The sequence below is a fragment of the Roseibium album genome, from assembly GCF_965233825.1.
Lineage (GTDB): Bacteria > Pseudomonadota > Alphaproteobacteria > Rhizobiales > Stappiaceae > Roseibium > Roseibium album.
The window spans coordinates 2,157,215-2,170,786 of sequence record NZ_OZ247583.1 but is presented as its reverse complement, the minus strand read 5'-3'; the positions used below and the strand labels follow the sequence as shown (position 1 = coordinate 2,170,786).

The following is a 13,572-nucleotide window of genomic DNA, read 5'->3' as shown; positions in this document are numbered from 1 at the left end:
ATGAACAAGCAGGCGGATATTCACAAGGGATTGGCAGACCTCCTCGCGCGGCCGTTGCTGGAAACCATCTGGCGCCGCAGAACCCACAGGGTTCCACGCGGCGTGGAGGAAGTCGCCGCGGGATCGATGACCTACCGTTCCGGTCAGGAGCCCAAACCCCTGTCCGATCTCGAGGAAGCCATCCTGATTGCCATGACCGGCGCAACAGGTCTGACGATGCCGGACCGGCCGTTCCAGGACCCCGAGACCGGTCGGCTGGTCATGGCCAAACCCAACCTCACCATGACCGGACGAACCGCGGGAAGCCCCGACAATGCACAGGGAACGCATTTTTTCCTGATCAACGACAGTGGTACCTATTTCCTCAGGCAGTTGCCGCCAAGCAGCGAACCGTTTTCGCCAGAGTTGCTGATCGAGCGCGCGAACCAGGCGAAAGTCCGTTTGCTCGACAAACGGCTGGATGTTGAACAGGGAGGGCGCAACTTTCCGGCCTATCTGGATTCCAACCGCCTCTTGTCAAATCTGCCGGGGACAACGATCCTGGTCCCGGTCGTCGACCTTTCGCATCAATATATCAACGGCCTGATGTATCTTCTGACCCAGCCGGACGGTTCGAGACCGGCGCTCGTAGACGACCGGAATTTTTACTTTTCCGCCGGCGTCAAGAACTGGGTTCGCCGCAAGTTCCTGAATGATGACATCAAGGTTCCACTCGGTGTGATCGGGTCTCTCAGAACCCAGCTGGAAGCACCCCTCCTCCTGCAGAACCTGTTTCTCGTGGCCGAGGCCATGGGACTTGGTGCCTGGATACACGCCACCATCAGTCCGCCTGTTCTGACGGGCGATCCAAAATTCAGCGACCGGTACGGACCCATGCTGGGATTTGACCATCACATACCCCGATGGCGGCTGCCGGACATTCTGCGCTGGCATGTCCCCTTGCCGCGTTTTGCCAATCTGCGGTCCCATCCCGTCGCCCTGCGCCACAATGGCGAAGACCTGATCGTCGCCAAGTGCCCGCCCAACTATGCCAACATGAGCGATGCGGTCGACGCGGTGCTTGCCAGGAAGTTCGGAGACGGTGGCGTCTACCAGGACAGGCACACTTTCAAGAAGATCTACAAGGGTGATTTTGGCGAACGCTACCTGCAGGAAGCTGCCGAATACAATCAGGATGTGATCAACTGCGCCCGAGATGTCTGCAACTATATCTACGACACCCACGGTCGCTTCCCGGCTCATTGCGAAGCCATTCACGTGCCTGGCGTCTGGCTGCAGGTGCATCACGTCGAAATTCCCTATTACGAGAAATTCTTCGAGGATGGCCTGACCGACTGCCACCGCAATCACGATGAGCTTTGGGATGGCGAGAGCGACAAATGAAAGACGCGGTCAGCGTTGGCGACATGTCAGCGGCCAACCTTGGAGCAATGCCAATAGAACCGGATCACCAGGGCTCGGAAATTCATGCAAGCAGAGGACGTTGCTTCTCCAGACATCACGGGGTTTGTAAGCCCGTTACAAGATGCTGACGAGACAAATCGAACCTTGAGCCAAAAACCACCCGTCAAACACGGTCGAGCAGGTCGGTTGAATGCCGGCAGAACGTCGAGTTACTTGTCCGTTGCCTTTTGCAGTGATTGTGCGACCAGTTGTTGTTGCTCATCAGAAATTGTCGCCCAGAACGGCAATCTAATCAGTCTTGACGACAATTCATTGGTAACTTCCAGATTGCTATGCGCGCGTCCGTAGCGCATTCCAGCCGGAGAAGAATGCAATGGCACGTAATGGAAGACAGATGCAATGTTGTGGCTCTTGAACTCATCCAGCACACTTTGCCTGTCCAGGTGCGGCTCAAGCAGGACGTAGTACATATGCGCATTATGCTGGCATTCATCCGGGATGACAGGGCGGCGCAGGACGCCCCGGGCTTCGAACGGTTTCATCAAGTCGTGATAGAGGTGCCAGTTCGCCAGTCTCCGGTCGGTGATCTTCTGTGCTTCTTCAAGTTGCGCCCACAGGAATGCGGCGATCAGCTCACCCGGCAGGAACGACGATCCGACCTCACGCCATGAATACTTATCCACTTCTCCTCTGAAGAAACGGCTACGGTCTGTCCCTTTTTCACGGATGATTTCCGCTCTGACTGACAGAGACTGATCGTTGACCAGCAATGCGCCGCCTTCACCGGAAATTACGTTCTTTGTCTCGTGGAAACTATACGTACCAAGATCACCAATGCTTCCCAGTGCACGGCCCTTGTAGCTTGCCATGACGCCTTGTGCGGCGTCTTCAACGACCTTTAATCCATGTTTGCGGGCGATGTTCATGATGGTGTCCATTTCACAGGCCACGCCTGCATAATGAACCGGGACGATCGCCTTGGTGCGCGGCGTGATCGCTGCCTCGATCAGGCTTTCATCGAGATTTAGAGTGTCTTCACGGATATCGACGAATACCGGCACACCCCCGCGCAACACAAAGGCATTTGCGGTCGAGACAAAGGTATAGGACGGCATGATCACTTCATCGCCGGGCTGGATGTCCAGAAGCAGGGCAGCCATTTCGAGCGCGGCCGTGCATGAGTGCGTCAGCAGTGCCTTGCTGCACCCGCTGTTTTGCTCCAACCAGGTGTGGCATCGTTGGGAATAGGGGCCATCACCGGCGAGGCTGCCGTTAAAATGCGCATCGGCAATGTAGTAAAGCTCCTTGCCCGTCATGTGAGGCCAGTTGAAGGGAATTGCTGAGCCGCTCGATTGGGTCATTTGTTCTCCTGCCTTTTCAGGACCACCAGACGGGACCCTCCGATTGGTAGCGACATCCCCGATTTGATGGCAACGTGCTCAATCCGCATGACAGTTTCCAGAATGCGATCAAGCATGGGATTGAGAGCCAGAGACTCAGTGTCCTGTGCCTGGCCCGCACGCTTTGCCTTCAACCGTGAAGCAAGCATCAACGGCAGAAGAAGCGTCACGAAGGATGTACTGCGCAAAACTTCAAATCCGGCAGCCGCTGCCTTTGCATGCAAATCATCCGCACTGTAGCGCCGCTGATGGCATGCGGCCTCATCGACCGGGCTCCAGAGCCATTGATGCTGCGGGACTGTTATCAGGCAACCGCCGCCAGGTTTGATGGCACGATGGATATTTTCAAGAACCAGCTCATCTTCCAGAATGTGTTCAAGCACGTCAAATGCACCAATCACATCGAACTCTGCCTCATAAGGCAGCTTGCGTGCATCCATCTGTGTCAACTCGACTCCAGGAAGACGCTCGCCAGCAAACGCTAGTCCAGCGGTGTAGATTTCGCTTCCCGCAAGACGTGCTTCCGGGTAGTTCCTGGAAATTTCCGACAGAACAAAGCCAGTTCCGCAACCAACCTCAAGGAAAGACCGGAAGTGAGGGAAATATTTTCCCAGCGCCCAGAGGATTATGCTGTTTCGGGTCCGGAACCAGAAGTTTTTTGCCTCGACCTTTGCGAGAACTCTGAAACTGTCTTCGGGAAATCCGTCATTGTGCCTCGCCAGGTCGGGCGCCCAAGCGGTAAATCCGTCCATCTGGGCGGGCATGAAGCCGCACTGGCGGCATCCCTCGTTTGGCTGGCGAATCTCGGCATTGCAGGAGGGACAAATAATCATTCGATGCTCAGAGAGATTGGGACGGGTGGGCAAATACGAAGTAGCGGAATAGCAGGTAGAGAATACCGGCTACGGTAACGATGGCAACGGCCTGCACCAGTTGGTGCGGGTATCCCAGCAAATCGGATAGCACAAACAGCAGCGCAACGTTGACGCCAAAACCCGTCAGATGGGCAATTATGTATCGAAAGATACCGTGTGATGTTCGTCCGAGATAGCCGAATGTATATTTGGCATGCCCGAAATAGGCGGTTACCGCACCAATGGGATACATGAGCGATACTGCGACAATAGGCTCAAGCCAGAGCCAGGTAACAAAAAGGTAGATCAGATAACTGAGCAGATTGTTAAGTACGCCAACCACGCCGTAACGCACCACCTGCCCCATTGTCGCGATCAGGTTGCTCATTGTCATGTTATTGACCCGACAGCGCCAGCAGGCCTTGCCGGTCAACTTTGCCATTGGCGTTTTTCGGCAGTTCTGAAAGAACGACAAGGCGACTGGGCACCATATAGTCGGGTACCAGCTGTCCCAGTTCCTTCAGCAGCACCTTGTCTTCCACCTTAACCTTGCACGAGACATAGGCGATCATTTTTTTGAACGCTGTGTGATACCAAAAATAAATACCTTCTGTTTGTATTTTTTGTCGAGGCATTCGCGCATTAATCATTTCCCGCCTTGAGCACAATTTGGCGCATAGCTTTCGACAACTTCTTGCAAAATAGTCTAATGGTTGCACGCGCTGCAAACCCAAATAAATGAACAAAAACCAGATCGAAGTTAACGTTCATATGAATGACTTTACGATCTAAGAATTGCTTTGATTCGGTACAAACACGAAAAGGTTACCACAATAATAACTGCCACGACATGAAGAGCAACATCTCGAAGTCGGACTATCATTTTGTATGAAGAAATCACGACCACAATGATATCTCGCCCGACAGTCACGCAGGTAGCAGAATCAAAAGTGCCTCCTACACAAGCGATTATTACGCAAAGTTGCAGTTAATCGAGGACTTACCAAAAAATTTATTGTTTTGAGAATAGGATTTTAACTTATTCTTGTACCGCTAAACCGAAGCCCGTTTTTCCATAGCCGTTACCATTATAAAGCAAGTAGCGCTTATCACCATGATCAAATACGAATGGATATTCAATCATTTCAGAATCCCAACCGTCGCATGAAACATCAATACCAGCGTTTTCCAGCTCTAGTTCCCAAGTAATTCCGTTCACCGATCGTGCGTACCCGATACGGTATTTCTCACCGGTTCCACTCCGATAAGAAAACCACATTTCTAAAGAATCTCGTGTTCCTGTAACTACGCTCGGCCGCGAAAATGCCTGAGCGACACCAATCTGGAAAGGAACAGCCAAACCATGACGATCCCATTTTCGCCCGTCACGCGACGTAGCATAGTTGATCACGTGCAGCATCTCATCATTACCAGCATCCCAAGTGAGTGTCGATCCATACCACATCTCGTATTTATCGAGTGAAGCGGACCGAACCCAAGGATACGATAGACTAATGGGGTCCACGCTATCGATTCCCAGAAAAACCTGTTGCGAGTCCAGTTTCAGCCTATGGTCCAGCGTCACGATCAACCGGCCAACATCGCCTCGCCAGTGCGCGTTTTGGGAAGCTTGCCATCCCATAAAAAGTATGTATTGAACACCGTTAGCCTTATAGGAGTTACCAATACTGACTCCATCAGCGAAGAAACTATTTTCTGGACCGTGTTCGAAAAAAGGATTGTAGTAGTCCCTGACAATCTTGCGCTGCACAATGTCAATATCAACCGCCCCAACAGATGAGCGATTCCTCTCATCCCGACCGCTGTAGAAAATCCTAAAGATGTCTGCTTCTTGGTGAATAGCCAGTGGATTTGCCGCGTGGGTAAGGAGCTTAGGGTGCCGGCCAACAGGATCAGGTTCATAAATTTGACCTAGCTTTGTCCATTTCTTGATCATATCCCCCTTAACCTCGAACTTGGGACTTTAGATCGTTCAGTTTCCGGTCCCAAGTATACTCCTCCTGGTGCAGCGTCTTTCAACAGGAGTGCTCCGGCGCCAATAACGCAACGATCTCCGATCTTGAGATGATCCCGAAGTGTTGCATTTACTCCCACGAAACACGCCTCACCAATTTCTACACCCCCAGAGACAACCACATGCGAGGCGACAAAAGTGTGATCCCTGATAGTTGAATGATGTCCGATATGGTTACCGCTCCACAACGTCACATTGTTGCCAATATTTGAGAAAGGCTGGATGGTATTGTCTTCCAAAATAAAACAGTTTTCGCCAATGCCTTGTTGCGTGAGAATAGTCGCCCTTGAGCTCACATAACTCGCCATTTCATAACCGAGGCTCTTTGCCGCGAAGTATTTTTCTTTGCGTAATGCATTAAGCTTAGAATAACTGAGCGCAACAAAGAAACTGAAATCGTTCGGTGGAAACTTTTCATCAACGCTGTCAAACGGGACGATAGGCAAGCCGCAATGCTCAGTTTTTGCAACGTACTCAGCATCGATGGTAAAGGCTGATACTTCATATACTGAATCAGTACTGAAATAGTAATGCGCTAGCTCTGCAATGTCGCCCGCTCCGAAGATTACTAACTTCTTAGACATTATACTTTCCTCACTAACAATGTGAATTCATAGAGTCCATAATCGTGAAGAAGCGCAACTTGAGGCGAGTATCGAACTTTACAAAGATCGAACAACATGCACGGATCTGCATAGTAAAGATAGTCACGCTTTTTATCTTCGTCAGAATATGAGGTAAGACAGTTGAAAGCAAAACCTCTCCGACTCGTTCTATCCAGAACATCTAGTGTTGTTTCCAAGTAATTTAACCACTCGTCATCGCTGCTCCCAAGTCGAACATTGAAGATCCCGCTCGCGAAGCCAAAATCCGATGTACTGTCGGGTTCCGTTCCCAAAATAAATCGCGCGTTCGCAGTCGCGTGAAAACATTTTTGTGCAGCAGCCACCATATCCTTTGAAACATCAACGCCAAGATAGGACGCAATTGAATATTTTGAATTTAAATACTCAAGTAGAGCGCCATATCCGCAGCCTAAATCTATGATAGACGACTGTTCGTCTTCATCTTGGATGATACGAGACAGTTGACTGAAGCGTAGCGTTTGGCCCTCAGCGCCATTCCAGTCCACCCCCAGGGGTGTTTCCCCGTATTTTGCCAATTTTTGAGAGTAGTAGTCAGCCACCTCAGACAGCAATGTAGTGTTAGTGTTTTCCATAAACCTGTCTCACGATCGTGTAAGGACGTTGCTTGGTTTCCGAAAAAATTTTTGAAAGATAGATGCCAACAACACCTATAAAAGATATAATCAAACCACCTAATAACCAAATGGAAGCCATTACTGACGTCCAACCACTCAAAGGCGTTGCCAAGAACAACCAATGCACGATCAAATAAACAATATAAAGTGATGCAAAAATAGATATCAATGCCCCAAAGTAAAAAATATTGACCAGCGGCGCATTACTAAAAGAAGTTACCGAATTCACCAATATAGACATTTTTCTTTGCAAATTATAAGTTGTTATACTAGTGTCGTGCTTTGTAATATTGCAAGAACACTGCTTGAATCCCGTGATGTGCCAAAGACCGGCCATGAAAACTTCGCGCTCTTGATGCCGCAAAAGCGAGTCAACATAACGGCGTGACATTAAGCGTGCCGTCACAACATTTTTAGGAAGCGCCAGTCCAGTCAAAACCTTGAAGGAAAGGTAGAACCATTGGCCACTGAGCCGTTCAAATCGATTGCCTTTTCTGCTTTCTTGAACACCGTATACGACATCACATTCCTCTTGGGCCATCATTGCACTAAACTTCAACAACCACTCAGGTTCTTCTTCCAGATCCGTATCGATCAAGAACACACGCTCTCCTTTGGCATGTGCTAAACCAGTCATCATGGCTTTATGGTGTCCAAAGTTTCTCGAAAGATCGACGACGACAACACGAGGATCGTTGTTAGTAAGCTCGATGGCACAATTCAGACTATCATCAGGCGAGCCATCGTTGACCAGGACGATTTCATAATCGTCTCCCACTAGTTTTTGAGCTATTGAACTTGACCGTTCAAAGAACTCTTTGATGTAGCGATCGGACTCATAGAGAGTTCCAACGATTGAAAGTTTCGTCATAAAAATCTCATGTATCTGGGTGCGTCTTTCCCGCAGTTGAACAGAAGATCAAGTATGGTGACATTGTGCGCAAAGTCCCCCCAAAGTTGCGGGTATTCGCAATAACCTGTGTAGTCGAACCAGGTAAGCTTGATGTTTCGGTCATGGAAGACACTTTCGTCGACATAGTCTTTCGCGGATGGGCCCGATATGTATTCGTCACCACCTGCATCAGCACAAAGACCAGCAAGCCGCTCTGTCTTGCCGTCGAGCAACGTGTAGTCCCAGGAGTTGGAAATTACCGTACGGATTTCCAGGAAGCCACAAACGGCTTCGATGAACCGTCGGTTCAACGTGGAAAGATGAGTTTCCTGACATTCGAGGTAGAGCGGTTCGAGCCAATCGGAAATTTCCCTGAAGCACGGCGCACGCCGGTAACACTGCAACAGATTTTTCCAGTGCGCTTCGGCCCAATCCGTGCCATCGATCCGGGTTTCCCGAATTTTCTGGTGGTACTTGCCTTTGACCTGCACGGGTATTGTCAGCCATTGCAAACCCTGAGGTGCCTTGATCTGATTGCGATTTCGCCAGTCGCGGCGCGTGTATTGCATGTCATCGAAAAGTACAAACTCATCAACGGCGGCAATCAGGTCAAAATAACCTTTCCAGGGAATATAGTTCGATTGAAGAATGGCTACTTTTTTCATTGTTCCACATCGTCTACGAGATCGTGTTCAACAGTCAGTCCGAATGTCAAATCGTCTGTTCCTCCATACACGCAATCAGAAGCGGCTGCGAATTCGTGAAACGTAATTCGTCCTGCCCGTCGAGTGCAACATCATCCATGATTGCCGATAACGGTACTGCTTCCTGTAAACATGCCCTCTCCTTTTTCAAGGACTTCAGTGCATGGAAAGGCGCGACGGATTTCCATTCTCGCGCTTCGCGGCTCAATTTGGCATAGGCACACAGCCGGAACGTATCGCGTGAAACGTCCTTCCGTTGGGCCTGAAGCGCTGAGGCAAAGCATGGTCATCAAGGCCCCCAAAGCGCCCTTCGAACCGCCCGAATGCTTCCAGACTGATTTCAATGGGATGAAGTTCCGACGCCGCTGCGAAAACACGGATATCAATGGGTCGGCATCATGTACTTGGACGGGTAGCGCGCATATTGCACGTCGGTCAATGGATTGCGATAAACTCTACATTGATCATGCGTTCTGGATCCAATGTGTCGATGCGATCTGCAACGAGTATGCGGTACACCAAAACGACAAACGCATCATGCACCTAGTCGACCCGATCGGTTCCGTTAAGGCCCACACCCAGGCGTCTTTTTCCATTTTCTGCCACATGCCAAAGTGGACCGATTGTCCAGGGCAATCCAGTTCATGAAAGGAACAGCGTACGCCGCTTGCGTGTTGCCGCCAATGGGATCAGGAGGCGGCCAACTTGGCATATCGGCAACAATATCCGCGACACCTACAGCCCCCTTCCCGCCCGTTCAAAGCCGTCCACCTGCCTGGCACCTGAGGGCAACATGCACCAGATTGAGGTTGCATTTGGCGAGATATGGGGAGCGGCGAGCAAAAGCTCACTATTTCACCCGCTTGGCCACAAAAGAATCAGCAGCGGCATAAGCCCTTTTTTTTCTGGCCTCATCAAGTTCATTCGAAATCTGACTTGAGAGCTCGGCGGCGTAGCCGGCACCACCTTTCTCGGCGATTGTCAGCCACATCAGCGCTTTCTCGAGATCCTTGGAAGTGCCGACGCCATCCCTGAAAAGTTGACCCAGTTTAGCCTGAGCCCAGGGATTACCCTGCGCAGAGGATTGCTCCAGCCAGTTCTTCCCGGTTTCGTTGTCCTGATCTACCCCTCTCCCGTCCAGAAACATTTCACCGAGACGTTGCTGTGCCCACATATGTCCCATTTGAGACGCGCCTGTCAGGAGCAGAACAGCCTGGTTGTAATTTTGGTCGATGACATCGCCTTCCAGATAGTAGACTGCAAGTTTCTCCATTGCTGCTGAAAACCCTTGCCGAGCTGCGCGCCAAAGCCAGTAGGCAGCTTTTTCTTTGTCGACCTCGACACCAAGCCCGTTCTCGTAGATGAGCGCTAGGTTAAATTCTGCGAAAACGTTGAATTTCTCGGCGCCCAACACGTACCAATAGCGAGCTTCGTCAAGGTTTTTTTCCAATCCTCGACCATCTCTGTAGACGTCTCCAAGCGAACGATAGGCAATCGGGAATCCTGCAGCGGCTCCCGATTTGTACATTTCCCGGGCCTCGTCATGACGCCCGGCTGCGTCTATCGCCCGGGCATAATTCATGAGGAGCCGGAGACTGTCTGGATATTCCTTGAGCGCATCCAGACATACTGCCAAGGCTCCTTGAGGTTCGATTTCGTGGAAAAAAACTCCAACGGCAGGATCTGCGGCTTCCTGAACGTGCCCGGCCAAGTAGTCGCATTCGGTTACAGGTGGATACAGCGGGTTGTCTTCAAACTCCTTAAAGTTCGGCGTGATGACGCTCGAAACCACTCCTATATCCTTGACGCCGGTGCCGGACACGCGTTCCAAACGCAATTTCGCCAACCGGGCGAACATTCCTTCAGGAAAGGCGACCAGGTAACGTTGGTATGATTCCGCGGTGCCTTCAAACGATGCCACATTCCAGGATTCAACGTCCGAAGCTGTTCCCAGGTTCCTAGCCGGTCCTTCGCCAGTCGTTTGCGCGCTCGCCAACACGGTGAGCTCCCGCATTCTCCTGTTGGCCAGATCGACAAACATGCCATCCGGCCAGTCATCAACATACTGCTCGTAGGCCTGACGCGTATCAGTCCGGGTTGCGCTTCGCCAAAACTCGACATCTTCGGCAACAACGGCCACGGGCGAAGAATCTGCTGCAAGAGCCTCACGAAAGAAGAAATCCTGTATGAGTGAAGAATTGTCCCAAGGAACCTGATAGCCATCCGTGGTCTCGACAACGCGTTCACGAACTCTCTTGAAAACCTGTTCCAACGGGAGCCCGGGCTGAGTAATAAAGTCTGCTATCGCAGCCGTGAACGGGCTGTTCAATCCAGCACCATCCGCGGCGATGCCGCCTGGTTCCGTAGCATAGGCAATGAACGTGCCGACTGGTCCCGTCGCGCGTGCGAGACCCACATTCGTGTCGCCTTCCAGATTTACGCCAACCTCCAAGGGATTGTTTCTACAAGCATCCAATATAATGACGGCAGTTTTCGGTTTCTTTTGAGAAAGCAGCTTAAAAACATTGTCAAGATTAAATGCCTCAAACGGCAAATCTTGCGTGGTATTCAAATTACTGTTAATCGGAATCAAGTAATTTTCTGAGAAAAATTGAACTCCGTGACCAGCGTAATAGAAAACAACTTCCGAATCCTCATCAATTCGATCTGAAAATTCCTTAAATACCGAGATCATTTCTTCCCGGTTGGCGTTTGTTGAATCTATGGTCGTGAAACCCACATTTTTTAGGGCATTGCTCATCAACTGGGCATCGTTTACCGGATTGGGGAGTTCGTTGAATTCCCCATATGCCGAGTTTCCAAACACGAGAGCGATACGATCGGACGCGTTCGATTGTGCGCTTGCAAAGCAAATCATGAACCCTAAAGTCGCCAATGATATTCGGCCAAGAACACCACGACGCGAAGCCGAACCATAAAAACGATACGACCGCACCAACCAACTTTCTTTTGCCAAATCAAGACTCCCTAAGAAAAAGTGCATTCCTAATTGACGCAATAGATCAGTCTTGAACTTTACGCAGAGTTCAAACTCGTCCTTCACATTGGATATTAAACAATTTGCTCAGCTCATGTCTATTCGGCAACCATCTGACAGCCCAAAAGATCACGCTCCATGAATTGAGCCACGATACGTGCTCCCTCGGGCTTGGTGCCACTGCTCGATACGCACTCGGCGCAGGCCCGGGAGAGCGCTTGCTGCTTCTCGTGCAACAGTAACTCGTCCAATACCAAGCGAATGTCTGCTTTCGCCGCATCCAAGTCGACCATCAAGGCGCAATGGTTCAAATTTGCCCATTTTGCTCTCAGATCCTGTCGATCCATATCAGGCGAAGTATCTGGAACAAAAACAGTGGGCAAACTTCCGAAAATTACTTCATGAAAAGTATTGTAACCAGCACGCCCAATGAATGCATCCCATGCGGCACTATAGGAATAAGCATGGAAGGGGATACGTCCAGATCTCGCTCCAGATCCGGAAGGAGATATGCTTTTCGTCACGTCGTCATTTCTTAACTCGAAGACTTCCACATCTGGCTGCGCGGCAAGGATTTCCAGAACCAGACTTCTTACAGTCTCAAAACGCTTGTTCCTTGAGCCTCCCAGGTCGACAGCAAATACCATTGCATTTTCGTCAACACCGAGCTTGTTCCGCGCCTCGATCCGGCTCAACCGCTGCTCGGGAGCGGTCAACAAAATAGGCGGAACGCGCATCACGCCGGTCATGTTTGTTATTGTTGGGCCATCATCGAAGCTCCCTGCCAGCTCTGCCGGCTCGATGATGTTTGAAAAATGAACGCCCGCCCCAAGATAAGACTCATGCAATCGCGGCCACATGGCTCTTCGAATCCACACGCTAGGTATGTTGATCCTTTGCAGGATCTCGATGACCCCATCGAAAATGAAATTCAGATCATAGACCAGGACTTTGACGTTGCCCGACGAGACAATGCTCTCGATTTCCCGCGCCAGGTTCTTGTGCCACCGCACAGTGTCCTCGCCGGTCGCATTGTGATGGGGAACGAAATGGGCCTGATGTCCTTTTTCGATCAACAGATCTATGTCTTCCGACATGGTCAAAAATATTGGTTTTGTTGATCCCAATTGCTCGGCGATAGCAATTGATCTGACCAGATGACCTTTTGCTGGGCCATCTCCTGTAATAAACAAAGCAGATTTTAACTGATTTATACCATTGAAGAGCTTTTTTCTTTTTCTTTCCTTCTCAATTGGGTTCGCCAGCCAACAACTCGTATGCGTCGCAGATATTTTCTCCAGAAAAAACACAGAATTGTTGTGGAAACCGTGCCACTGGTGTTCAGGAATTCCAATCTGTTGCAAGCGCTCGCGAGATAACAACCGCGTAGCGTCGTATCGCATCGGTGGATCAAATACTGACGAAATCACCTCCGCGAAATCGTCCGGTGAAAATACCCTGACATGATCATGTTGGCCGAACCGATCAATACGTTCGTCGACGGTTAGACCACTCAGGGATTCCTTGAAACCACCAAGCAAGAAGGGTAGCGAAAATACATGCAGCCCGCCAACCCGAAGCAGGTTGTCTATTTTTCTGAGCACTTCCTCATAGTCGCAGCTTAAATGCTCCAACACGTGATTATGAATGACAATATCGTATTCTCTATCCGCCAATTTCTCCAAATCACTGCATAGGTCAATTTGTTCGACCTGGAGGCCGTGATAGAGTCCGGGATCGATGTCGCATGCACGATAATCAGGGCCGAAGTGCCTGGTGAACTGGTCACCCAAACAAGTTTCTGGAGCGAAATGAAGGACACGCTGGTTCTTTGAAAGACGGCCGCTCTGTTGTAGCACCTCATAAATGAGGCGGTGCCTTTCCAATGAAAGGCAATCTTCACATTGAACATTCTTGCGGGTGAAGGTTGTATTACGATTCGGCTTCATATCGACAAACCTCCTGCAGCCGCAAATATTGCAACTCCGGTTCATTTCATCATAGCTATCGGCCATAGGTGTTTC

At 50.3% G+C, this 13,572-nt stretch carries 12 protein-coding genes; 1 reads left to right on the top strand and 11 read right to left on the bottom strand.

The annotated features are described in order from the left end of the window. Window positions 1–1,383 carry a hypothetical protein gene (locus ACO6TI_RS10110; RefSeq protein ID WP_108873439.1) on the top strand — a complete coding sequence of 461 codons (1,383 nt, stop codon included), beginning with the start codon at window positions 1–3 and terminating at the stop codon, window positions 1,381–1,383. Between the two features lie 230 nt (window positions 1,384–1,613). Here the strand turns inward: ACO6TI_RS10110 and rffA are convergent, their stop codons facing one another. From rffA to ACO6TI_RS10055, 11 genes are all read right to left on the bottom strand, one after another. Continuing rightward, window positions 1,614–2,765, bottom strand: coding sequence for a dTDP-4-amino-4,6-dideoxygalactose transaminase (gene rffA, locus ACO6TI_RS10105; protein WP_422384875.1), 1,152 nt, complete (start codon window positions 2,763–2,765; stop codon window positions 1,614–1,616). Next, window positions 2,762–3,637 carry a class I SAM-dependent methyltransferase gene (locus ACO6TI_RS10100; RefSeq protein WP_199915741.1) on the bottom strand — a complete coding sequence of 292 codons (876 nt, stop codon included), beginning with the start codon at window positions 3,635–3,637 and terminating at the stop codon, window positions 2,762–2,764. The genes rffA and ACO6TI_RS10100 overlap by 4 nt, the downstream gene beginning before the upstream one ends. A gap of 7 nt (window positions 3,638–3,644) precedes the next feature. Then, window positions 3,645–4,052, bottom strand: coding sequence for a GtrA family protein (locus ACO6TI_RS10095; protein WP_422384874.1), 408 nt, complete (start codon window positions 4,050–4,052; stop codon window positions 3,645–3,647). A gap of 1 nt (window position 4,053) precedes the next feature. Continuing rightward, a complete protein-coding gene (locus ACO6TI_RS10090) occupies window positions 4,054–4,293 on the bottom strand; it encodes a hypothetical protein (RefSeq protein WP_422384873.1) in 240 nt (79 codons plus the stop codon). Window positions 4,294–4,697: 404 nt separating this feature from the next. After that, window positions 4,698–5,615: a hypothetical protein gene (locus ACO6TI_RS10085; protein WP_196891580.1), complete on the bottom strand. Its 918-nt coding sequence runs from the start codon at window positions 5,613–5,615 to the stop codon at window positions 4,698–4,700. After that, on the bottom strand, window positions 5,612–6,277 hold the full coding sequence (locus tag ACO6TI_RS10080; RefSeq protein WP_196998935.1) for an acetyltransferase: 666 nt from the start codon (window positions 6,275–6,277) through the stop codon (window positions 5,612–5,614). The genes ACO6TI_RS10085 and ACO6TI_RS10080 overlap by 4 nt, the downstream gene beginning before the upstream one ends. Continuing rightward, the gene (locus tag ACO6TI_RS10075) at window positions 6,277–6,912 is read right to left on the bottom strand and encodes a class I SAM-dependent methyltransferase (RefSeq protein ID WP_196891586.1); all 636 of its coding nucleotides are present in this window, start codon (window positions 6,910–6,912) and stop codon (window positions 6,277–6,279) included. Before ACO6TI_RS10075 ends, ACO6TI_RS10080 begins: the two co-directional genes overlap by 1 nt. Next, window positions 6,899–7,825 carry a glycosyltransferase family 2 protein gene (locus tag ACO6TI_RS10070; RefSeq protein ID WP_422384872.1) on the bottom strand — a complete coding sequence of 309 codons (927 nt, stop codon included), beginning with the start codon at window positions 7,823–7,825 and terminating at the stop codon, window positions 6,899–6,901. The genes ACO6TI_RS10075 and ACO6TI_RS10070 overlap by 14 nt, the downstream gene beginning before the upstream one ends. After that, window positions 7,822–8,511: a WbqC family protein gene (locus ACO6TI_RS10065; RefSeq protein WP_422384871.1), complete on the bottom strand. Its 690-nt coding sequence runs from the start codon at window positions 8,509–8,511 to the stop codon at window positions 7,822–7,824. Before ACO6TI_RS10065 ends, ACO6TI_RS10070 begins: the two co-directional genes overlap by 4 nt. An 889-nt stretch (window positions 8,512–9,400) precedes the next feature. Continuing rightward, entirely contained in the window at window positions 9,401–11,614 is a 2,214-nt protein-coding gene (locus ACO6TI_RS10060; protein ID WP_422384870.1) for a caspase family protein, read from the bottom strand. Between the two features lie 32 nt (window positions 11,615–11,646). Then, on the bottom strand, window positions 11,647–13,563 hold the full coding sequence (locus ACO6TI_RS10055) for a methyltransferase domain-containing protein (RefSeq protein ID WP_422384869.1): 1,917 nt from the start codon (window positions 13,561–13,563) through the stop codon (window positions 11,647–11,649). Between the last annotated feature and the right edge of the window lie 9 nt (window positions 13,564–13,572).

What these genes read in the sequence shown, in the direction of transcription:
- ACO6TI_RS10110 (WP_108873439.1), top strand. Translation starts at nt 1, where the DNA reads ATGAACAAGCAGGCGGATATTCACAAGGGATTGGCAGACCTCCTCGCG.
- rffA (WP_422384875.1), bottom strand. Translation starts at nt 2,765, where the DNA reads ATGACCCAATCGAGCGGCTCAGCAATTCCCTTCAACTGGCCTCACATG.
- ACO6TI_RS10100 (WP_199915741.1), bottom strand. Translation starts at nt 3,637, where the DNA reads ATGATTATTTGTCCCTCCTGCAATGCCGAGATTCGCCAGCCAAACGAG.
- ACO6TI_RS10095 (WP_422384874.1), bottom strand. Translation starts at nt 4,052, where the DNA reads ATGACAATGAGCAACCTGATCGCGACAATGGGGCAGGTGGTGCGTTAC.
- ACO6TI_RS10090 (WP_422384873.1), bottom strand. Translation starts at nt 4,293, where the DNA reads ATGCCTCGACAAAAAATACAAACAGAAGGTATTTATTTTTGGTATCAC.
- ACO6TI_RS10085 (WP_196891580.1), bottom strand. Translation starts at nt 5,615, where the DNA reads ATGATCAAGAAATGGACAAAGCTAGGTCAAATTTATGAACCTGATCCT.
- ACO6TI_RS10080 (WP_196998935.1), bottom strand. Translation starts at nt 6,277, where the DNA reads ATGTCTAAGAAGTTAGTAATCTTCGGAGCGGGCGACATTGCAGAGCTA.
- ACO6TI_RS10075 (WP_196891586.1), bottom strand. Translation starts at nt 6,912, where the DNA reads ATGGAAAACACTAACACTACATTGCTGTCTGAGGTGGCTGACTACTAC.
- ACO6TI_RS10070 (WP_422384872.1), bottom strand. Translation starts at nt 7,825, where the DNA reads ATGACGAAACTTTCAATCGTTGGAACTCTCTATGAGTCCGATCGCTAC.
- ACO6TI_RS10065 (WP_422384871.1), bottom strand. Translation starts at nt 8,511, where the DNA reads ATGAAAAAAGTAGCCATTCTTCAATCGAACTATATTCCCTGGAAAGGT.
- ACO6TI_RS10055 (WP_422384869.1), bottom strand. Translation starts at nt 13,563, where the DNA reads ATGGCCGATAGCTATGATGAAATGAACCGGAGTTGCAATATTTGCGGC.